At 73.3% G+C, this 21,143-nt stretch carries 16 protein-coding genes and 1 tRNA gene; 6 read left to right on the forward strand and 11 right to left on the reverse strand.

Annotated features, from left to right (window positions below; all coding sequences use genetic code 11):
- Positions 1 to 100: 100 nt before the first annotated feature.
- Positions 101 to 1,246, reverse strand: a complete 1,146-nt coding sequence (hppD, locus tag ACH4EB_RS20970; RefSeq protein ID WP_398349040.1) for a 4-hydroxyphenylpyruvate dioxygenase — start codon at positions 1,244 to 1,246, stop codon at positions 101 to 103.
- Between the two features lie 129 nt (positions 1,247 to 1,375).
- On the opposite strand from hppD, the gene ACH4EB_RS20975 reads away from it, so the two are divergent.
- From ACH4EB_RS20975 to ACH4EB_RS20995, 5 genes are read left to right on the forward strand one after another with little or no spacing between them, the layout of a single operon-like run.
- Positions 1,376 to 1,843 carry an Lrp/AsnC family transcriptional regulator gene (locus tag ACH4EB_RS20975; protein ID WP_073761201.1) on the forward strand — a complete coding sequence of 156 codons (468 nt, stop codon included), beginning with the start codon at positions 1,376 to 1,378 and terminating at the stop codon, positions 1,841 to 1,843.
- Between the two features lie 15 nt (positions 1,844 to 1,858).
- On the forward strand, positions 1,859 to 2,506 hold the full coding sequence (locus tag ACH4EB_RS20980; RefSeq protein ID WP_398349041.1) for an ABC transporter permease: 648 nt from the start codon (positions 1,859 to 1,861) through the stop codon (positions 2,504 to 2,506).
- On the forward strand, positions 2,499 to 3,752 hold the full coding sequence (locus ACH4EB_RS20985; RefSeq protein ID WP_398349042.1) for a betaine/proline/choline family ABC transporter ATP-binding protein: 1,254 nt from the start codon (positions 2,499 to 2,501) through the stop codon (positions 3,750 to 3,752). Before ACH4EB_RS20980 ends, ACH4EB_RS20985 begins: the two co-directional genes overlap by 8 nt.
- Positions 3,749 to 4,648 (forward strand): ABC transporter permease, encoded by a 900-nt coding sequence (locus ACH4EB_RS20990; protein WP_398349043.1) that lies wholly within the window; start codon positions 3,749 to 3,751, stop codon positions 4,646 to 4,648. The genes ACH4EB_RS20985 and ACH4EB_RS20990 overlap by 4 nt, the downstream gene beginning before the upstream one ends.
- Complete coding sequence (locus ACH4EB_RS20995) at positions 4,645 to 5,649, forward strand: glycine betaine ABC transporter substrate-binding protein (RefSeq protein ID WP_398349044.1); 1,005 nt, start codon at positions 4,645 to 4,647, stop codon at positions 5,647 to 5,649. The genes ACH4EB_RS20990 and ACH4EB_RS20995 overlap by 4 nt, the downstream gene beginning before the upstream one ends.
- A gap of 73 nt (positions 5,650 to 5,722) precedes the next feature.
- On the opposite strand, the gene ACH4EB_RS21000 is transcribed toward ACH4EB_RS20995, so the two are convergent.
- From ACH4EB_RS21000 to ACH4EB_RS21025, 6 genes are all read right to left on the reverse strand, one after another.
- On the reverse strand, positions 5,723 to 6,502 hold the full coding sequence (locus tag ACH4EB_RS21000) for a S16 family serine protease (protein WP_398349045.1): 780 nt from the start codon (positions 6,500 to 6,502) through the stop codon (positions 5,723 to 5,725).
- 76 nt (positions 6,503 to 6,578) lie between these two features.
- Positions 6,579 to 7,220: an IclR family transcriptional regulator gene (locus ACH4EB_RS21005; protein ID WP_398349046.1), complete on the reverse strand. Its 642-nt coding sequence runs from the start codon at positions 7,218 to 7,220 to the stop codon at positions 6,579 to 6,581.
- A 372-nt stretch (positions 7,221 to 7,592) separates the two neighbouring features.
- On the reverse strand, positions 7,593 to 9,392 hold the full coding sequence (locus tag ACH4EB_RS21010) for a DEAD/DEAH box helicase (RefSeq protein WP_398349047.1): 1,800 nt from the start codon (positions 9,390 to 9,392) through the stop codon (positions 7,593 to 7,595).
- Positions 9,393 to 9,434: 42 nt separating this feature from the next.
- Complete coding sequence (locus ACH4EB_RS21015) at positions 9,435 to 10,973, reverse strand: MFS transporter (RefSeq protein ID WP_398349048.1); 1,539 nt, start codon at positions 10,971 to 10,973, stop codon at positions 9,435 to 9,437.
- A 214-nt stretch (positions 10,974 to 11,187) separates the two neighbouring features.
- The gene (locus ACH4EB_RS21020; protein ID WP_398349049.1) at positions 11,188 to 11,442 is read right to left on the reverse strand and encodes a hypothetical protein; all 255 of its coding nucleotides are present in this window, start codon (positions 11,440 to 11,442) and stop codon (positions 11,188 to 11,190) included.
- Between the two features lie 91 nt (positions 11,443 to 11,533).
- Positions 11,534 to 12,289 carry a hypothetical protein gene (locus ACH4EB_RS21025; protein WP_398349050.1) on the reverse strand — a complete coding sequence of 252 codons (756 nt, stop codon included), beginning with the start codon at positions 12,287 to 12,289 and terminating at the stop codon, positions 11,534 to 11,536.
- Positions 12,290 to 12,662: 373 nt separating this feature from the next.
- Between ACH4EB_RS21025 and ACH4EB_RS21030 the strand changes: the two genes are divergently transcribed.
- Positions 12,663 to 12,734 (forward strand) — tRNA-Cys (locus ACH4EB_RS21030).
- A 185-nt stretch (positions 12,735 to 12,919) separates the two neighbouring features.
- Here the strand turns inward: ACH4EB_RS21030 and ACH4EB_RS21035 are convergent.
- The 4 genes from ACH4EB_RS21035 to ACH4EB_RS21050 form a co-directional block, all read right to left on the reverse strand.
- Positions 12,920 to 15,241 (reverse strand): xanthine dehydrogenase family protein molybdopterin-binding subunit, encoded by a 2,322-nt coding sequence (locus ACH4EB_RS21035; protein ID WP_398349051.1) that lies wholly within the window; start codon positions 15,239 to 15,241, stop codon positions 12,920 to 12,922.
- Positions 15,238 to 17,991 carry a 2Fe-2S iron-sulfur cluster-binding protein gene (locus tag ACH4EB_RS21040; protein ID WP_398349052.1) on the reverse strand — a complete coding sequence of 918 codons (2,754 nt, stop codon included), beginning with the start codon at positions 17,989 to 17,991 and terminating at the stop codon, positions 15,238 to 15,240. The genes ACH4EB_RS21035 and ACH4EB_RS21040 overlap by 4 nt, the downstream gene beginning before the upstream one ends.
- A complete protein-coding gene (locus ACH4EB_RS21045) occupies positions 17,988 to 18,884 on the reverse strand; it encodes an FAD binding domain-containing protein (RefSeq protein WP_365835450.1) in 897 nt (298 codons plus the stop codon). The genes ACH4EB_RS21040 and ACH4EB_RS21045 overlap by 4 nt, the downstream gene beginning before the upstream one ends.
- A gap of 445 nt (positions 18,885 to 19,329) precedes the next feature.
- The gene (locus ACH4EB_RS21050; RefSeq protein ID WP_398349053.1) at positions 19,330 to 21,096 is read right to left on the reverse strand and encodes a beta-N-acetylhexosaminidase; all 1,767 of its coding nucleotides are present in this window, start codon (positions 21,094 to 21,096) and stop codon (positions 19,330 to 19,332) included.
- Positions 21,097 to 21,143 lie beyond the last annotated feature (47 nt).

A 21,143-nucleotide genomic window follows, 5' to 3' on the forward strand; every position in this document is an offset into this window, starting at 1 on the left:
GCGGGAAGGGCCGCGGCCCCGCCGGGTCCGGTCCGGCGGGGCCGCGGGGTGGGGGGTGGCGTCGGTGGCTCCCGGGAGCCGGCCGGTCCCGGGAGGGCCGTCAGAGGTTGCCGCGCCGCTCCTGCTCCCGCTCGATGGCCTCGAAGAGGGCCTTGAAGTTGCCCTTTCCGAAGCCCAGCGAGCCGTGCCGTTCGATCAGTTCGAAGAAGACGGTGGGGCGGTCCTGGACCGGCTTGGTGAAGATCTGCAGCAGATAGCCGTCCTCGTCGCGGTCGACGAGGATCTTCAGCTCACGCAGCGTCTCGACCGGGACGCGGGTCTCGCCCGCCCACTCGCCGAGGGTGTCGTAGTAGGAGTCCGGGGTGTCCAGGAACTCGACGCCGGCCGCGCGCATGGCGCGGACGCTGGCGACGATGTCGTTGGTGGCGAGGGCGATGTGCTGGCAGCCCGGCCCGCCGTAGAACTCCAGGTACTCGTCGATCTGCGACTTCTTCTTGGCGATGGCCGGCTCGTTGAGCGGGAACTTCACCTTGCGGGTGCCGTCCGCGACCACCTTGGACATCAGCGCGCTGTACTCGGTGGCGATGTCCGAGCCGACGAACTCCTTCATGTTCGTGAAGCCCATGACGTTGTTGTAGAAGGAGACCCACTCGTCCATCTTGCCGAGCTCGACGTTGCCGACGCAGTGGTCGATGGCCTGGAAGCGGCGCTTGCCGGGCTCGACTATGGGGTCGGCGGCGACGTAGCCGGGCAGGTAGGGGCCGTCGTAGTCGGTGCGCTCGACCAGGGTGTGCCGGGTCTTGCCGTAGGTGGCGATGGAGGCGCGGACGACGACACCGTGCTCGTCCTTGGTCTCGTACGGCTCCTCGATGCCGGTGGCGCCGTGCTCCAGGGCGTACGCGTAGGCGGCGCGTGCGTCCGGCACCTCGATGGCGAGGTCGATGACGCCGTCACCGTGGGCGGCGACGTGGTCGGCCAGGAAGCGGCCCCAGTCGGTGGCCGGCTTGATGACGGAGGTGAACACGAAACGGGCGCCACCGGATTCGAGCACGTAACTGGCGGTCTCGCGGCTGCCGGTCTCCGGTCCGGAGTAGGCGACGCGCTTCATGCCGAAGGCGGTGGCGTAGTAGTGCGCTGCCTGCTTGGCGTTGCCGACGGCGAAGACGACCGCGTCCATCCCCTTGACCGGGAAGGGATCGGCCTGCCGAGCACTGGTGGGGGTGGTGTGGTCCGTGGTCTGTGTCATGCCCGCAGACTCCCCCCGGGCCACAAGGTGCGCAATAGTTTGTGCATTCACTGGGCAATCTGTACAGCGTTTCCCGCGATTCACCGGACGATCCGCACATGATGACCATCGATTTCGGAGGCAACGGCCGTGGCGATCGATCATTTGGACGGCAGGCTCCTGGAGCTGCTCGCCGAGGAACCGCGCATCGGCGTGCTGGAGGCGTCACGCCGGCTCGGAGTGGCGCGCGGCACGGCACAGGCGCGCCTGGACCGGCTTCAGTCGAACGGAGTGATCCGGGGATTCGGCCCGGACGTGGATCCCGCGGCACTCGGCTACCCGGTCACCGCATTCGCGACATTGGAGATCAAACAAGGCCAAGGCGCGGACGTACGGGCGCACTTGGCGTCCGTACCGGAAGTGCTGGAGCTGCATACAACGACCGGTCATGGGGACATGCTGTGCAGACTCGTTGCCCGTTCCAACGCCGACCTGCAACGGGTGATCGACCGTGTTGTGGGTTTCGATGGCATCATGCGGGCTTCCACCGCGATCGTCATGGAAAACCCGGTTCCGTTGCGCATCATCCCCCTGGTCAAACAAGCTTCGGGGGACTGACCGAGGAGAGCGCGTGTGAGTTTCTGGGAGTACGTCGGCAACCGGCACGCCCAGCTTCTGACGGACACGTTCCAGCACGCCAGCGCCGTCTTCCAGTGCATGGTGCTGGCCACCGTGCTCGGCGTGCTGCTCGGCGTCGCCACCTACCGCAGCGAATGGGCCGGGAACCTGGCCACCGCCGCCACCGCCACGATCCTGACGGTGCCCTCACTGGCCCTGATCGGCCTGCTCATCCCGATCGTCGGCCTCGGCGTGGCGCCCACCGTCATCGCCCTGACCCTGTACGGGCTGCTGCCGGTCGTCCGCAACGCCGTCGTCGGCCTGCGCGGCGTCGACCCCGCGCTGATCGACGCCGCCAAGGGCATCGGGATGTCCCGCACGGCCCGGCTGCTGCGGGTCGAGCTGCCGCTGGCCTGGCCGCCGATCCTGACCGGCATCCGGGTCTCCACCCAGATGCTGATGGGTATCGCGGCCATCGCCGCCTACGCCTCCGGGCCCGGCCTGGGCAACGAGATCTTCCGCGGCATCGCCTCCCTGGGCAGCGCCAACGCGCTCAACCAGGTGCTGTCCGGGACGCTCGGGATCGTCGTCCTCGCCCTGCTCTTCGACGCCGCGTACGTCCTGATCGGACGTCTGACCATTCCCAGGGGGATCCGTGCCTGAGACCACCGCATCCGGCGCCGGCATCGCGCTGGAGCACCTGACCAAGCGGTACCCGGGCAACCCCACGCCCGCGGTCGACGACGTCAGCATGGACATCAAGCCCGGCGAGACGGTGATCCTCGTCGGGCCCTCGGGGTGCGGCAAGTCCACCACCCTGAAGATGATCAACCGGCTGATCGAGCCCACCTCCGGGCGGATCAGGATCGGCGACGAGGACGTCACCGGCATCGACCCGGTCAAACTGCGCCGCAAGGTCGGCTACGCCATCCAGTCGTCCGGCCTGTTCCCCCACATGACCGTCGCCCAGAACATCGCGCTCGTCCCCAGGATGACCGGCTGGCCGAAGGCGAAGGTGAACAGCCGCGTCGAGGAGATGCTCGACCTGGTCGGCCTGGACCCGCGCGAGTTCCACGGCCGCTACCCGCGGCAACTGTCCGGCGGGCAGCAGCAGCGCGTCGGCGTGGCGCGGGCGCTGGCCGCCGACCCGCCCGTCCTGCTCATGGACGAGCCGTTCGGCGCGGTCGACCCGATCACCCGCGACCACCTCCAGGACGAGCTGATCCGGCTCCAGCACGAGCTGCGCAAGACCATCGTCTTCGTCACCCACGACTTCGACGAGGCGATCAAACTGGGCGACCGCATCGCCGTGCTGCGCGAGCGCTCGCACATCGCGCAGTTCGACACGCCCGAGGCCATCCTCACCAACCCCGCCGACGACTTCGTCTCCGGCTTCGTGGGCGCGGGCGCGGCCCTCAAACGCCTCAACCTCACCCGCGTACGGGACGTCGGCGTCGTCCAATTCCCCACCGCGTCCATGGACGACCCGCTGCAGTCCATCTTCGACCTGCTGCGCTCCGGCACCACCAACGAGATCCTGCTGCTGGACCGGCACCGGCGCCCGTACAAGTGGCTGCGCCGCGGTGATCTGATGCGCGCCAAGGGGTCGCTGGCCCGCGCGGGCACGCTCGTCCACGACACGGTCACCCGTGACGCGACGCTGCGCGACGCGCTGGAGGCGGTGCTCACCGACAACGCGGGCCGGGTCGCGGTGACCGGGCGGCGCGGCGAGTACCTCGGCGTGGTCGACATGGAGACGCTGATGAACAATGTCCACGAGCTGCTGGAGGCGGACCGGCTGGACGCCGTCGAGCACCGGCACGAGCTGGAGGAGCAGCGGGCGCGGCAGACCCGGCTGGCCCAGGAGGGCGTGGATCCGGCGGGCGGCGCGCACGGGGTCAAGGCGTGAGCCCCCGGGGCGGGCGCCGGCCGCCGAAGGGCGAGCGGCCGCCGGGCGAGCACGAGGTGCGCGGCGTGCCCTTCCGCGACCCGGCGGCGGCCGGGGAGCGCGGCCCGGCGCAGGCGGCGGAGCCGGCGCCCGCCGCGACGGACGGCCGGCCGTCGCGCCGGATCACCTGGAAAAAGACGGTCACGCTGCCCGCCGTACTGGCTCTGGTGCTGCTCGCCACGTGGCTGTGGTTCCGCGGCGCCCGGCTGGACTCGATCGCGCACCAGGCGGTGGACGACGGCAAGGTGTGGCTGGCGCTGCGCCAGCACCTCCAGCTCACCGCCGTGTCGACCTTCTTCGTCCTGATCATCGCGCTGCCGCTGGGCATCGCGCTGACCCGCGCCAAGCTGCGCCGGGCCTCGCCGTTCGCGGTGGCGGCGGCCAACCTCGGGCAGGCGGTGCCCGCCCTGGGTCTGCTGGTGCTGCTGGTCATCTGGATCGGCATCGGCCCCGAGGCGGCCGTCATCGGCATGGTCGTCTACGCCGTACTGCCGGTGCTGGCCAACACCGTCGCGGGCCTGAAGGCCATCGACCCGACGCTGACCGAGGCGGCCCGCGGCATCGGCATGTCGGCGGCCGGTGTGCTGGGCAGGGTCGAACTGCCGCTGGCCGTGCCGCTGATCCTGGCGGGCGTACGCAACGCGCTCGTCCTGAACGTCGGCACCGCCACCCTGGCCACCTTCGGCGGTGGCGGCGGCCTCGGCGACCTGATCTCGGCGGGCATCATCACCCAGCGGATGCCGGTGCTGGTGCTCGGTTCGGTACTGACGGTGGTGCTGGCGCTGCTGGTCGACTGGCTGGCGTCCCTCGTGGAACTGCTGCTGCGCCCGCGTGGGCTGGAGGAGGGGGAATCATGACCTCGGGACCACGGCGACCCCGCCGGGCCACGGCCGTACCGGCCGCCGCCGGCCTGCTGCTGGCGGCGGCCGGGCTGAGCGGCTGCGGGCTGGTCAGCGGCAGCCCGATGAGTGACGACGTGCGGCCCGGCACGATCGGCCGGGGACAGCCGCTCAAGGGTGCCGAACTGACGGTCACGTCCAAGGAGTTCACCGAGAACATCATCCTGGGCCAGCTCATGGGCCTGGCCTTCAAGGCGGCCGGCGCCACGGTCGTCGACAAGACCAACATCCAGGGCTCGATCGGTGCCCGCGAGGCGGTCAAGTCCGGTACGGCGGACGGGATGTACGAGTACACCGGTACCGGCTGGATCACCTACCTCGGCCACGAGCGGCCCATCGTGGACCCGCGGAAGCAGTGGGAGGCGGTACGCGACGGCGACCGGGCCAACGGCCTGGAGTGGCTGCCGCAGTCGAAGCTGAACAACACCTACGCGCTGGCCCTCAACGCCGAACAGTACGAGCGGCTGGGCGTCGAGACGCTCTCGGACGTGGCCGAGCTGTCCCGCGAGAACCCGAGCGCGGTCACGCTGTGCGCGGAGGCCGAGTTCTCCGCCCGTAACGACGGCCTGCCGGGCATGACCAAGGCGTACGGCATGACCATTCCGCCCGGCAACATCAAGAAGATGACCAGCGGCGTCGTCTACACACAGGTGGCGGAGGGCCGGGCCTGCACCTTCGGCGAGGTCTACACGACCGACGGCCGGATCAAGGCGATGGGCCTGAAGGCCCTCAAGGACGACCGGCACTTCTTCCCGAACTACAACGCGGCGCCCGAGATCAACGCGGCGACGTTGAAGAAGTACCCGCGGATCGCGGACGTCCTCGCGCCGGTCACCGCGGCGCTGGACAACGCCGTCGCGCAGAGCCTGAACGCGAAGGTGGACGTGGACGGGCAGGACCCGCACGAGGTCGCCAAGGAGTGGATGATCGAGAAGGGCTTCATCAAGGAGGGCGGCTGAGGGCCCGGGACCGGAGCTCGGCGGCTCGGCGGCTCAGCAGCTCACCGGCTCGGCATCTCGGCGGCTCACCGGTTCAGCAGCTCGGGACCTTGCCGCCGGACTTCAGCGCCTTGAGCGCGTCCACGGTGCCGGACAGCGTGCTGACCGGCACCAGCCGCAGCCCCTCCGGCAGCTCGGCCTGCGCGTCCTTGCACTCCGACCGCGGGACGAGGAAGACCGTGGCGCCGTCCCGGCCCGCGGCCTGCGTCTTCAGGGACACCCCGCCCACCGCGCCGACCTCGCCGTCCGCGGTGATCGTGCCGGTACCGGCGATCTTGCGCCCGCCGGTCAGGTCGCCGCCCTTGCCGTCCCCGACGAGCTTGTCGATGATGCCCAGCGAGAACAGCAGGCCGGCGCTGGGCCCGCCGATCGTGCCCAGGTCCAGTCGGACCCGCACGTCCTTGTCGCTCTTGTGCAGGTAGTTCAGGGCGGCCCGGGTGGCGACGTCCTGGGAGGAGCGCATGTCCTTCAGGTTGTGCTCCACCGCCTTCTCCGCCGTGTCGCCCACCGGGTAGACCGACTCGACCGGCATCACGGCCTGGTCCGTACGGAACCAGCCCTTGACGACGTCCGGCAGCCGGACCGGCGCGTCGGGACCGGTCGCCACGATCGCCGCCATCCGGAGCTGGCCGCTGGTCTCGCGGGTCGGCGCCCCGCTGATCGTGATCACCTGTTTGCCCTTGTGCTTGCCGAGCACGTCCGCCGTGTCGCCGGGGAAGGCGACCGAGAACGGCAGGGGTGCGAAGGCCACGGTGGCGAGCAGCGCGATGACCAGGGCGGCGCAGATCCCGAGGGCGCGAGTGCGAGAAGACACCCCGCCACCCTAGATGACCTGCCGCCCTGACCTCTCACCACGGGGCTGCCCGCCGTCCCCGAGGGTCCGCCCCGCGTCACCGCAGCGCCGCGGACACCTCGCGGGCCGCCTCGACCACCCGGGGCCCGACCCGCTCGGGCACCGTCTCGGCGAGCATCACGACCCCGACGCTGCCCTCGATGCCGCTCACCCCGAGCAGCGGGGCCGCCGCGCCGCTCGCGCCCGCCTCCAACTCGCCGTGTGTCAGGGCCAGGCCGGCGTCCTCGACGCGGCCCTGGCGGGCCTTGAGTATCGCCCGCCCGGCCGCGCCCCGGTCCAGCGGGTGCCGGAAGCCCGCGCGGTAGGCGACGTGGTAGTCGGTCCAGGACGGCTCGACGACGGCCACGGCCAGCGCTTCCGTACCGTCCACGAGCGTCAGGTGGGCGGTGGCGCCGATGTCCTCGGCCAGGGCGCGCAGGGCGGGCAGCGCCGCTTCGCGCACCAGCGGGTGCACCTGGCGGCCCAGCCGCAGCACGCCCAGGCCCACCCGGGCCCGGCCGCCGATGTCCCGGCGCACCAGGGCGTGCTGTTCCAGGGTGGCGAGCAGGCGGTAGACCACGGTCCGGTTGACCCCCAGCTTGGTGGACAGCTCGGTGACGGTCAGGCCGTGGTCGGTGTCGGCGAGCAACTTGAGGACGCGCAGTCCTCGGTCGAGCGTCTGGGAGGTCTCCGCGGTCACGACGCCCCCTCCTCGGGTGAGTGGCGGCTCGTCGGCGGGGTGCGCTGCCGGTCCCGGGGCAGCGCGCGCGAAGAGGCCGCCGGCCGCATGGCACCGGCTGCGCTCCGCGGCGGCGCTGCCACGGGGCGTGTGCGTGACCGGGACAGTAGCGAGCCGGTCCGGTGAGCGGAAGAGTCCGTCCAGAATCCGGTCTTCCGTGACCGCTTTATCCTCGAATTATCCCCGAACATCCGCAGGTTGTGACCGGTCGGCGGCGCACTCCGGCCTTTCGGCCTGGGCCACAACAGCGACACACCCGGCCACGGACGCGACGGCGGGGCAGCGCACGGCGACCGTGCACTGCCCCGCCGGACGGCCGCGGACGCCGTCACCTCACTTCATGCGGGTGGCCCACTCCCGTACCTTCTTGATCCGCTCGTGGAGCTGCCCGGCCGTGGCCTCCGCGCTCGGCGGGCCGCCGCACACCCGGCGCAGTTCCGTGTGGATCACGCCGTGCGGCTTGCCGCTCTGGTGGACGTAGGCGCCCACCAACGTGTTGAGCTGCTTGCGCAGCTCCAGCAGCTCCTTGTGCGTGACCACGGGACGCCGCTCGGCGGGCAGCTCCAGCAGGTCGGCCTCGGAGTCCGGCTTCTTCTTGCTGTGCGCTATCTGCCGGGCCTGCCGCTTCTGGAGCAGCATCTGCACCTGGTCCGGCTCCAGCAGTCCGGGAATGCCGAGGTAGTCCTGCTCCTCCTCACTGCCCGAGTGCGCCTGCATGCCGAACTCGGCGCCGTCGTAGAGCACCCGGTCGAAGACCGCCTCGGACTCCAGCGCCTCGAAGGAGAACTGCTCGCCCGTGGCCCCGTCTTCTTCGTCCTGCTGCTTGTTGGCCTCGTCCATCTCCTTCTCGGACTCGGCATACGGGTCCTCGTCGCCGTCCTTCTTCGGCTTGTCCAGGACGTGGTCGCGCTCGACCTCCATCTCGTTGGCGAAGCCGAGCAGCGAGGGCACCGTGGGCAGGAAGACGGACGCGGTCTCGCCGCGTTTGCGGGACCGTACGAAGCGGCCCACCGCCTGCGCGAAGAACAGCGGGGTGGAGATGGTCGTCGCGTACACGCCGACCGCCAGCCGCGGCACGTCGACGCCCTCGGACACCATCCGGACCGCGACCATCCACCGGTCGTCGGAGTGCGCGAAGTCGTCGATGCGCTGCGAGGCGCCGCTGTCGTCGGACAGGACGAGGGTGGCGCCCTCGCCGGTGATCTCGCGGATCAGCTTGGCGTACGCGCGGGCCTGCTCCTGGTCGGAGGCGATCACCAGGGCGCCGGCGTCCGGTATCGCCTTGCGGACCTCGGTCAGCCGCTGGTCGGCGGCCTTGAGGACCTTGGGCATCCAGTCGCCGCGCGGGTCCAGCGCGGTGCGCCAGGCCTGGGAGACCGCGTCCTTGGTCATCGGCTCGCCGAGCCGCGCCGCGATCTCGTCACCGGCCTTGGTGCGCCAGCGCATGCTGCCGCTGTACGACAGGAAGATCACCGGGCGGACGACGCCGTCGCCGAGCGCGTTGCCGTAGCCGTACGTGTAGTCGGCGGCACTGCGCCGGATACCGTCGTTGCCCTCCTCGTACGTCACGAAGGGGATCGGGTTGGTGTCGGAGCGGAACGGCGTACCGGTCAGCGCGAGCCGCCGGGTGGCCGGCTCGAACGCCTCCAGACACGCCTCGCCCCACGACTTGGAGTCACCGGCGTGGTGGATCTCGTCGAGGATGACCAGCGTCTTGCGCTGCTCGATGCGGTTGCGGTGCAGCATCGGACGTACGCCGACACCCGCGTACGTGATCGCGATGCCGTGGTACTCCTTGCCGAGCGGACCCGCGCTGTACTCCGGGTCCAGCTTGATGCCTATCCGGGCGGCGGCCTCCGCCCACTGCTTCTTCAGGTGCTCGGTCGGGGCGACCACGGTCACCTGCTGCACGACGTGGTGGTGCAGCAGCCAGGAGGCGAGGGTGAGCGCGAAGGTGGTCTTGCCCGCGCCGGGGGTGGCGACCGCGAGGAAGTCGCGCGGCTGCGTCTGGATGTACCGGTCCATCGCGGACTGCTGCCAGGCGCGCAGCTTGTTCGCGGTACCCCAGGGGGCCCGTCCGGGGAAGGCCGGGGACAGGTGATGGTTGTTGGTGGCGCTGGTGGTGGTAGTCACGGTCTCCGTCGGGCTGGCTCGGCGATCGGCAACCGCGTCAGCCTAACGCTCCGCGGGAGCGGACGGCGTTCGCGGGTGCGGCGCCGGTACCCTCTTCGCGCCACCGGACGGGGCCGTCGGCAGGCCGCTGCCCGCGGGCTTCAGGCGCGTGGCCACCCACGATCCGGTGAGGGCGACCGCCGCCATGGCGAAGAAGACCGCGGCGAAGGCGGCGGGCTGCCCGGATGCGGCGTTGGTCACGTCCGGCGTGCCGCCCGCGTCGGCCGCGGCGCCGCCGAAGGCGCTGAACAGCAGGCCGCTCAGGCCGACGAAGGTGATGTTGCCGAGGGCGTCGGAGACCTGGAGGGAGGCCGCGTTGCTGCCCGCGTCCTGCGGCCGGGACAGCTTCAGGAGCAGCACGCTGCCGCTGGAGATGTTCAGACCGATGCCGTACCCGGCCACGACCCACGCGGCCGCGACGATCCAGACGGGCACCCCGTCGACGAGCGCCAGCGGCACGGTCAGGATCGCCGCCGTCATCAGCAGCAGCCCGATGCCCATGATCCGTTCGCGGTGCGGCTCCAGCCGCGGCCGGCTCTGGGTGTACGAGCCCAGGGCCCAGGTGAGGCCGCCGCCGGTCAGCGAGAGCCCGGCCAGCGTGGTGGACAGACCGCGCTCGGTGACGAGCATCAGCGGGACGAAACTCTCGGCGGCCAGCAGCGAGCCCCCGGCCAGCCCGCGGATCAGGACGACGGAGGGCAGGCCGCGGGCGGCCCGGAACGTGCCCTTCGGGAGCAGCCGGACGATCGCGGGCGCCAGCAGGGCCAGCCCGGCGGCCGCGGGCAGGAGGGCGGCCCAGTCGCGCCGCTGGGCCGCGTACTGGAGGAGCCCGGCGCCGGCGGCCACCGCCAGGGCGAGCAGCATGCGGCGCCGGTCCATCCGCTCCTCCGCCGGCCGGGGCGGCAGTTTGCGCAGCGCGGGCAGCATGACCGTCAGGGGCAGCAGGACGAGTACGGGTATGGACAGGAAGACCCAGCGCCAGCCCAGGTGTTCGGTGACCGTCCCGGCGACGAGCGGGCCGACGATCACCGGCAGCACCCAGGCCGCGGAGAAGGCCGCGAGGACGGCGGGCCGCAGCGCCTCCGGATAAGCGCGCCCGACCACCACGTACAGCGCGACGATGACCAGCCCGCCCCCGATGCCCTGCACCCCGCGCCCCAGCACGAACAGCCCCATCTGCTGCGCCGCCCCCGCGACCACCAGGCCCGCGCCGAACGTGGCGATCCCGGTGAACAAGGGCGCGAGCGGACCGCTCCGGTCGCACCACTCACCCGACAGCGCCATCGCGAACAGGCTCGCCGTGAAGTACGCGGAGAAGGCGAACGCGTACAGCGCGATGCCGTCCAGGGCGTGGCCGACGGCGGGCATGGCGGTGTTCACCGCACTCGCCTCGAAGGCGATGAGCGAGACGACGGAGATGATGCCGAGGGTGAGCGCCCGGTAGGTACGGCCGAGAACGCCTTCGGCGGGTGGCGCGGGCGCGGACACGGGGCTTGCGGGGAGGGGCACTTCGGCGGCGTCGCGCGGGTCCACGGCTGTCATGCGGTCAGCGTAAGAGGCGTCGGCACGGTGCGCCCCTGTCGCGGGACGGGGATCTCCTCGGACGTTGGGACTAGGGCCGGCCCGCTGGTCGGGCGGGCTCGTCTGAAAGCGCTGCGGCCCGGGAGCGGGACGGCCCGCTGCCCCGGCGTCGGCACACCGGGGCAGCGGGCGATTCCTTCGTGACGCCGGCGAGGCGGCTCCTCGCCGGGGCGGGTCAGCGGTAGTAGATCGGCATGATGGCCTCGCTGTCGTCGCACCACACCTCGTGGTAGCCGTTCGCCTGGGCCCCCGGAAGTTCCTTCGCCTCGCACTCCGCCTTCGAGGGGTACTTCTCGGCGCCGGCCGGGATCCATCCGTCGCCGGGAGGCCCGGCGGCGGACGCGGTGGTGGCGGTCAGCGGAATGGCGACGGCGGCGGCACCGACGGCGAGCCCGACACCGATACGCGTACGCCACGACTTCATGGTCATCACCTGATCGTCTCCTTGCTTCTCACTCGGACATTTCCGTCCCTCACCGCGGCACCGGAGCGGCCCAGGTCGGCTCCGCCGCCGCAGGTCTTCACTGGTGGGCGCTGATCACACCGCCGGCGCTGAGCACGATGTGCACGCCGTTGGCCTCGGTCCCGGTGTCGTGCTGATTCGCTTCCAGCGTGGCGTCCACCGAGCCCTTCCTGCCGAGGATCTGCGCGCGGTACCGGAGTTCACCGAGCTTCGTGACCTTGGCCGTCCACCCGCCCGCGAGCGCGAACGTGCCCGGCCCCTGGTGTTCGCCGCCCATCCAGGCATGCGCCTTGCCGTCCAGCGTGAGGACGACGTACATGCCGTTGGCGTCGAGCCCGGCGTCGCGCTGGTTCGCCTCCAACGTGGCCAGGACCGAACCGTCGTTGACGATCTCGGCGCGGTAGTGCTGGGCACCGAGCTTGTGGATCTCGGCCTTGCTGCCGTCCGGCAGGGCCTGGGTGCGGACCGGCGACGACTTCTCGGCCGCACCCGAGCGCCCGCCGCCCGGCTGCTTGTCCGCGGCCCCCGCCTTGGATTCGGCCCCGGTACCGGAGCCCGCCTTGGAGCCCGCCCCGCCCCCGGAACCGGCCTTGGAGTCCGCCTCGGCGCCGGAGCCCCGCGCCCCGGCGGAGGGGCCCGTTCCCCCGGACTCGGCGGCGGTCTTGCCCATGTTCGTCTGGGCCGCGGGCTTCGTGCCGGCGGAGTCCGAGCCGGAGCAGGCGGTCAGGGACAGGGCGGCGGCCGCGGTCAGGGCAGCGGCGGCGACGCGCAGGGTACGGCGACGCGCGGTGCGGACAGTGGTGCTGGAGCTCATTGCGGGTCCCCCGGGGCAGTCGGTGACGTGGTCTTCTCGGTACGTCACCCACTCTGCTCGGCACGACTATCGCAAGACTGCCGCTCCGCTAACAGGCGACTAACACGACCGCGGCCCCGGCGGCCCCATACGGCAAGCCGGCCCCGTGCCGCACTTCCCCGACTACGACGAGCGGCCTGACGGAGCGACGGCGGGGCGGCCCCGAACGGCCACGGCGAGGAGATCCCGCACACCACCCGAGCAACACCCGCCCCCTGAAAACCAGCGGCAACCCGGACACATGAACACCGCATTGCAACCTCATGGCACCCGGGCCGAACCCCTTGCCCCTCCCCCGGCCCTCCGGCCTAACCTCGGGGCATCGCTCCATCACGGCCGTGTGCCCGAGTGGTTGAGGGGCCGGACTGCAAATCCGGTTACGTCGGTTCGAATCCGATCACGGCCTCCGGAAACGTGAAGGCGGCCCCGTACGCGTACGGGGCCGCCTTCACGTTCGTGCGTACGGGAAACACGGCCTTCAACAGGTGACGGATCCAGGCCGAACGGCTCCGAGAGGTGAACGGGAGGAGTCGGGAGGAGTGAGGTATCCGCCTGGCGCCACGAAAATCCGCGGGGCCCCTTCACCTATGCCTACTGCTGTTGGGCCACCGCTGCCTGGGGACGGATCGGGAGGCGCCCTATGGGGCGGCCCGTGGCGGCGCGGACGGCGGAGGCCACGGCGGCCGGGGAGGTGACGACCGGGGCCGCGCTGGCCGGTTTGGCGCCGAAGGGGGCGACCACGTCGCGTTCCTCGACGAGCTTGACGATGCGGATGTCCGGGGCGTCCAGGGCCGTCGGCAGGGCGTAGCCGGTCAGGTCGGGGTGGCGTACCTGGCCCCGGGTGGTGCGCAGGTTCTCCATCAGGGCCGCGCCGAGGCCCTGGGTGACCCCGGCCTCGATACGGGCGCGGAGCTGGCGCGGGTTGAGGACCCGGCCGACGTCCTGGGCGACGGACATCTCGACGACACGGATCGTGCCCAGTTCGATGTCGACGTCCGCGACGCAGCGGATGGCGCAGAAGGCCAGGCCCACGAACGCGTCGCCCTGGCCGCTCTCGTCGAGCGGCTCGGTCGGGTGCGGGCGGCACTGCGCGGTGGCCCACAGCTCCTTGCCGTCCAGGGCCTCCGCGACGGTGGTGCTGAGCACACCGTCGTATGACGTGATCTTGCCGTCGTTGATCTGGAGGAGTTCGGTGGACATGCCGAACTTGTGCGCGAGGGGTTGGAGGAGCTGCGTACGCACCATCTTGGCGGCGCGTTCGACGGCGCCGCCGGAGACCCAGGTGTGGCGGCCGTGGCAGGCGCGCCCGGCGGGCGGCTGGTCGGTGTCGACGCCGGCCACGTGCACCTCGTCGATGCCCAGCGTCTCCTGGACGATCTGCCGGGCGAGCGTGGAGAAGCCGGAGCCGGTCTCCACGGCGGCGCACAGCACGGTGGCGACCGAGCCGCTGACCTTGACCGTGGCGGTGGACACCTCGTCGGCGCCCTCCGCGCCGAGCATGTGGACCATGCCGAGCGCGTAGCCGACGCCGCGGCGCACCGCGGACGGCTCGCCCGCGCCCTCCAGGCCGCCGGGCAGCAGCCAGTCCTCCTCCGGGGTGTCCTTGGGGAGTTCGGGCAGCGGCTCGTCCTTGACGGCGCGCAGCAGCTCGGCGACCGGCGCCGGGCAGGTGACGGTCTGGCCGGTGGGCAGCAGGTCGCCGGTGGCCATGACGTTGCGCAGCCGCAGTTCGGCCGGGTCCATGCCGAGCTTGGCGGCCAGCTTGTCCATCTGCCCCTCGTACGCGGCGCAGACCTGCATCGCGCCCTCGCCGCGCAGATGCCCGGACGGCGGGTTGTTCGTGCGGACCGCCCAGCCCTCGATGAAGGCGTGCGGGACGACGTACGGGCCGCAGGCGAACGACACGGCGGCGGCCAGCGCCTCGGCGGAGGTGTCCGCGTACGCGCCCGCGTCCATCAGGATCTGCGCCTCGACCTTGACCAGCCTGCCCTCGGCGTCGGCGTGATGGCGGTAGCGCAGCAGGGTGGGGTGGCGGTGGGCGTGACCGAGGAAGGACTCCTCGCGGGTGGCGGTCAGCTTGACCGGGCAGCCGGTGCGCAGCGCCAGCAGCCCGAGGGAGAGCTGCATGCCCGGGTCCTCGCGGTCCGCGGTGGCGCCGGGCACACCGGTGACGACGACGCGGACCCGCTCCGGTTCCAGCCCGAAGCAGGCGGCGGCCAGGTCGCGGTCGGTGTGCGGGTCGGTGGAGGCGGTGTAGATCTCCACGCCGCCGTCCGGGCGCGGCACCGCGAGCCCGGCCTCGGCGCCGATCGGCGCCGGGTCCTGGCGGCCGATGCGGTACAGGCCCTCGACGATGGTCTCGCCCACCACCTCGGGGTCGCCGAAGTGCAGCGGGATGTGCCGGATCAGGTTGCCGTCCGGGTGCAGCGGCTCGGCCTCGAAGGCCAGTTGCGGGTCGGTGACCGGCTCCAGGACCTCGTATTCGACGGCGATGGCGGCCGCCGCCAGCCGGGCCGTGTCGGGGTGGTCGGCGGCGACGGCGGCGATCGGCTCGCCGTGGTACCGCACCACGTCGTGGGCGAAGACCGGCCGGTCGGGCGTGCCCCGGCCGTGCCCGGCGTCCCCCGGCACGTCCGCGTGCGTGACGACGGCCCGGACGCCCGGCATCTCCACGGCCGGTTCGGTGTCGACCGACCGGATGCGGGCGCTGGGGTACGGGGAGCGCAGGATCGCCGCCCACAGCAGGCCCTCGGCCCACAGGTCGGAGGCGTACGGGAAGACGCCCTCCGTCTTGGCGGGCGCGTCCGCGGACGGCAGGGACACGCCGAGGCCGTGCGGCGGTTCGGCGGGGGCGGGGACGCCCGCGGCAGGGGTCGCGGTGACGGCGCCGGCGCCCTCGGGTGTGCCGGTCATGCGGAGCCTCCGGACTGCGGATCAGCGCCCGGGCCGTGGGGGTGCGGCCCGTGGGGGTGGTGGCCGTGGGAAGCGGGGCCCCGCGGGTCGGCGGGGCCCGCCTGGTGGGGGATGCGGGGGGTGCCGGGCTCCTCCGGGGCGGCGGCCGCGGCCTCTTCGGCGGCTGCCGCGGCCTCGGCCCGGCCGCGGACGACGTCGTTGACCGCGTCGAGCACACCCCGGTAGCCCGAGCAGCGGCACAGGTTGCCGCACAGGGCCTGCCGGGTCTCCAGCTCGGTGGGGGCGTGGTTGCCCTCCAGCAGGTCGTGGACGGTCATCGCCATGCCCGGGATGCAGAAACCGCACTGTACGGCGCCGGAGTTGGCCAGGGCGCACTGGACGTCGGAGGGCGCGCCGTGCTGCGCCAGGCCCTCGACCGTACGGACCTCGCTGCCCGCCGTGGTCGCGGCGGGCACCAGGCAGGACGCCACGAGCCGCCCGTCGACCTGGACGGAACAGGCCCCGCACTCGCCCTGCGAACAGCCGTCCTTGGCCCCGGCGAGACCCAGCCGCTCGCGCAGCACGTACAGCAGCGACTCGCCGATCCAGGCGTCGGTGACGGGGCGGTCGGTGCCGTTGACGGTCAGCACATAGGAGGTGTGCGGGTGTTCGTCGTGCGGGTCGACGGGGTCGGGTCCGGGAGCGGAGTCGGGTTCGGGCTCGGTGTCCGTGTGGGCGGGGGTGGGGGTGAGGTCGGTGGGGGCCGCGTCGGTGGCCGGGGGGACGTCGGTCGCGGCGGGTTCGCCGGAGAGGGCGGGTTCGCCGGACGGTGCGGGGGCTTCCGCCGGGGCGGCAGCCGGTGCCGGTGCCTGCGCCGATGCCGGTGCCGTGGGCGGCTCTTCGCCCGCGGCGGGGGTCGCCGGGGCGGGCTCCGGGTGGGCCGCCGGCTGCGGGGCGGCTGCGGGCTCCGCGAGCATGACGGGCTCGGCGGGGGCAGCCGGAGCCTCGGGGGCGTCCGTCGGGGCGTCGGGGGCGGTGCGTACGTCGGCCTCGGTGGGGGCGGACGGGGCCTCGGGCCCGGTTGCCGCCTCGATTCCGGTCCCGGTTCCGGTCCCGGCCTGGGACTCGGCATGGGACTCGGCCTCGGCCCGGGGCTCGGTCCGGGCCGAGGCCTCGGGGAAGGCGGCTTCGGCGGCCACGCCGTCGCCTGGCGCCTCCGCCCCGGCCACCACGGTCGCCCCGGTCGCTCCGGCCTCCCCGGTCGCTGCGGGTGCCTCGGTTGCGACAGGTGCCTCGGGTGTGGCGGGAGCCTCGGGTGTGGCGGGCCGGGCGTCGGCCGGGAGCGCCGCCGTGGCGCCACGGCCGTCGGCCTCCGGCGCGGCGTCCGTCTCGGTGGCCTCGTCCGTACGGGCCTCGGCGGCGGACGGCTCGGTCTCGTCGACGGCAGGTTCGCCGGTGTCGGCGGTGCCGGCGGCAACCGGACCGAGGGCGATCGGCGCGGACACCCGCTCCTGAGCCCGCCCGGCGTCCTCCTCTGCCCCCGGCTCCGCTTCCCGGTGCGGCGGCACGCCACCGTCGGGCGCGACCTCACCGTGCACGGACACATCACCGCGTACCGGCGCATCACCGCGTACAGGCGCATCACCATGCACGGACGCGTCACCGCGCACGGGCACATCACTGTGCGCAGGGGCCTCCCCGTGCCCAGGCACCTCACCGTGCCCAGACGCGTCACCAACCACCGGCGCGTCCCCGTGCGCCGGCGCATCCCCCGGCGTGGGCCCCCCGTCGTGCGCCGGTGCCTCGTTCCGCGGCTCCGTACGGGGCTCGTCGAGCGGTTCGGAGCGTGGCGGCCACTGGGCCAGCGCGTCGGCGGGCAGGGACCAGTTGCCCGCGCCGCCGCCCAGCGTGCCGCCCGCGGTCTCGCCGGCCGGGGGCACGCCGTGGCCGGGGTCGTAGCCGGGCGTCACCTGGTCGGCGGGCCGGTGTGCCTCCTGCTGTCCGTACGGCAGGTGACCGGCGCCGGTGTGCTGGTCGGTGGTGAAGTTCCAGTGCCCGGTGGCCGCCGGGTGCGCCGGGCCGTGGCCGTGGCCGTGCCCGTGGTCGTAGTGGCCGTACGCGTTGCCGTACCCGGAGGCCGGGTGCGTACGGTCGTCGCCCAGCAGGTATTCGCCGGACTCCTCCAGCACCTCGTCCGGGGCGGTCGGGATCGCCCACTGGCCGGTGGTGCCGCTGGACCCGTCCGTGCCCGCCGCGGGCCAGAGCCCGTGCGACGCGCCGTCCTGGCCGTCGCCGTAGTGGCCGGGTACGCCGGTGTGCGGGCCGCCGTCCGGCATTCCGTGCGCGGGCAGGCCGGTGGCCGGGGCGTCCGCGAACGGCAGCGTCCACTGCCCGGTGGCCCCCGGGTCGGTCGTCGCGCCCGGGGTGGGCGGCGCGAAGGAGGACGGCGGGGTGTAGCCGTGGCCGGGCGCGGCGAGCGGGTCGGCGGCGTATCCGCCGTGCTCACCGGCGCCGGGCAGGCCGCCGTGGCCGTCCGGCGTGCCGGTGCCGTGCGGGTCCGGGTAGGCCGGGTAGTCGTAACCGCCCGGGTAGGGCCCGCTGGTGAAGCCGTCCGGGAGCTGGACGAAGGCGGTGGCCTCCGACTCGTACTCGTTGCCCTGCGGCAGTGGCTCCCACCGCTGCCGGTCCTGCGGCCGCACCACGCGCAACGGCTGGGTGTCCTCGGGGCCGTTGCGCCGGTCGGGACGGCGGGGGCTGTCGGCGTCGCTCACGAGAGCGCCCTCCCAAGTGCTCGGCGGGCCAGGGCCGCCACCGTACGACGCAGGTGCAGCGCGGCGGGCGGCAGGGTCTGGGGCTCGGTGCCGTCCTGCGGTGGAGGCGGGTCCGGGATGCAGGCGGCGGCCACGTAGTCGCCGAAGGCGGCCAGCGCCTCGGGCACCAGCTTCCGTTCGCCGTCCCAGTCGATGATGGAGGCCACCCACTGCTCGGCCTCCAGGGGCCGCAGCGGCATCGCGGCCACCGCGCCGACCGCGCAGCGCACGCCGCGCCGGGCCGGGTCCAGGACGAGGGCCACCGAGGCGGTGGCGCGTCCGGGGCCGGTGCGGCCGGTGGCCTTCAGGAAGGTCTGCGGGGCGTGCAGCAGCGGCACCCGTACGTAGCCGACGAGTTCGCCGGGGCGCAGCATCTCGCGGCCGGCCAGCAGGTGGCTGACGGGGACCTCGCGGCGGGCGCCGCCGGGTCCGGCGACGACGAGGTCGGCTTCGAGGGCGGCGAGCACCGGCAGGGTGTCGCCGGTGGGCGCGGAGGTGACGATGTTGCCGCCGAGGGTGCCCGCGTTGCGTACCTGCGGGGGGCCGGCGGCGCGGGCGGCGGCGGCCAGGCCCGGGATGAGCGCGGCGAAGTCGGGGCGTCCCATGCGGGCGAGGGTCAGACCCGCGCCGAGCAGGGCGTGGCCGTCCTGGTACTGCCAGCCGCGGATCTCGCTGATCCGGCCGAGGCCCACCAGTCCCGCGGGCCGCAGCAGCCCGGAGTTGACGGCGGCCATCAGGTCCGTACCGCCCGCGACGGGCACGGCGGCGGGCATGGCGGCGAGCGCCGCCACGGCCTCGTCGAGCGAGGCCGGCAACGTCACCGATTGCGAAGCCTGCGGTGCGTGCGTGGTCAACCCACTGCCCCTTCCCCGGTGTCCCGGCTGTTCCGCTCCGCCGTACGGTACGTGCTCACGGTCCGGACGTGGCAACTCTGGCACATCTTTGCAGGCCCGCGGTGCTAGGGCCCGGCTTCGAGGCGCCCGCGCGCGACAGGGGGCGCTCCGGGGACGGGACATGGCCGGAGTTCGGGGCGTACGGGATGTTCCGGACGCACGCCGTCGGGGGTGCCGCCGCGCGGGCGGCGGACGGGGGCCGGGGAGCGGCGGACCGGCCGTGACGTACGGGGCGGTCGTGACGTACGAGACGGCCGTGGCGTACGCGGGGGTGCGCGGCCCGCGCACCCCCGAGCGCGTGGCGTGCGGGACGGTGTCCCGGCCGTGGCGGGGGCCAGGGCCGGGGCCCGGGCGGCGTGCGGGCGGGCAGCCCCGAAGACACCTGGTGCGACTTACCGGACATACATCACCTTGGCTGCCTTGAGTGCGTTCCGCGGGAACCACCGTCCCAGCAACCGGCCGCTCCGGCCGCCCGCATCCGCCCCGGCTCACACGTTTGGGGCGACCCCTCGATCGGGCGTCCGAGCAACCCGGGGCGCCGTTGCCACGGGAAGGGGCCACCGGGCGGCCGGTAGTCGACGCCGAGGGCGTCCAGGCGGTGGTAGTGGGCGTCCATCCGGCGGGTGAAGCCGGCGTGGTCGCGCTCCTCCGGGGGCGGCAGGTGCGACCAGGCCACCTCGGCGAAGGCGGCGAGCCGCGGGAAGATCTGGTAGTCCAGGCGCTGCTGGTTCTCCATCACCTCGGTCCAGACGTTGGCCTGGGTGCCGAGGACGTGGGCGGCCTGGTCGGAGGTGAGCTGCGGCGGCACCGGCTCGAAGCGGTAGACGTCCTCCAGGGTCCGTACGTAGCCGATCGGTACGGGTTCGTCGGCGCCGCCGTCCTGCCGGTGGTCCAGGTAGACCTGCTGCTCGGGACACATGACGACGTCGTGGCCCGCGCGGGCGGCGGCGATCCCGCCCGCGTAGCCGCGCCAGGAGGACACCGCGGCGCCCGGCGCGAGGCCGCCCTCCAGGATCTCGTCCCATCCGATCAGGCGGCGTCCGCGGTCGGCGAGCCAGCGGTCGAAGTGCCGGATGAACCAGCTCTGCAGCTCGTCCTCACCGGCCAGCCCCAGCTCCTTGATGCGGGACTGCGCGTACGGCGACGCGCGCCACTGGTCCTTGGGGCACTCGTCGCCGCCGATGTGCACGAAGCGGGAGGGGAAGAGGTCGAGGACCTCCTCCAGCACCTCTTCGTAGAAGCGGAGGGTGGTGTCGGAGGGGGCCAGGATGTTCGGGTTGACGCCCCAGGTGTCCCACGGCTTGAGGGCGCCGGTGTCGATGACGTCGGTGTTGCCCAGTTCCGGGTAGGCCGCGATGGCGGCCTGCGAGTGGCCCGGGATGTCGATCTCCGGGACGACGGTGATGTGCCGCGCGGCGGCGTACGCCACGATCTCGCGGAGGTCGTCCTGGGTGTAGTGGCCGCCGTGCGGCCGGTCGTCCCACAGCGGGGAGGCCCGGTGGCCGAGCTTGGTGCGCTCCCGCCAGGCGCCGGCCTCGGTGAGCCGGGGGTGGCGCCGGATCTCGATCCGCCAGCCCTGGTCGTCGGTGAGGTGGAAGTGCAGGACGTTGAGCTTGTGCGCGGCGAGCAGGTCGAGGTAGCGCAGCACGCCGTCCTTGGGCAGGAAGTGGCGGGCGACGTCGAGCATCATGCCGCGCCAGGCGAAGCGGGGCGCGTCCTCGATGCGTACGGCCGGTACGGACCAGCGCTGTCCGGGGCGCAGCGGCGCGCGGCGGTACGCGTCGGGGCCGAGGAGCTGCCGCAGGGTCTGCGCGCCCCAGAAGGCGCCCGCCGCGCCGCCGCCGAGGAGGGTGACGCCGCTGCTGTCGGCCGTCAGCCGGTAGCCCTCGGGGCCGAGCGCGTCGGCGGTCTCGGGGTCGACGCGCAGGCGGACGGCGCCGCCGGGGGCGTCCGCGCCGGAGCCGTTCCCGGTGGTGCCGGGCGGGAGCGGCAGGCCGGTCGCGGCGCCGACGGTGCCGCGCAGCCAGGCCGCGGTGGCTTCCGTACCGGGGCCCGCGTCCAGCACGGTCTCCGGGCCGAGAAGGAACGCGCCGTCCTCCGGTCGGGTGTCGCGTGGCTGCGGTATCAGGCCGGTCTCCGTCCTGGCACCGTCCGCCGTCACTGCGTCGTCCATCTGCTGACCCTTCCGTTCCGGGGCTAAAGGGGGGTGGGAGTGGTGGT

Origin of the sequence: Streptomyces sp. NPDC018045 (assembly GCF_044327445.1) — a bacterium.
Lineage (GTDB): Bacteria > Actinomycetota > Actinomycetes > Streptomycetales > Streptomycetaceae > Streptomyces.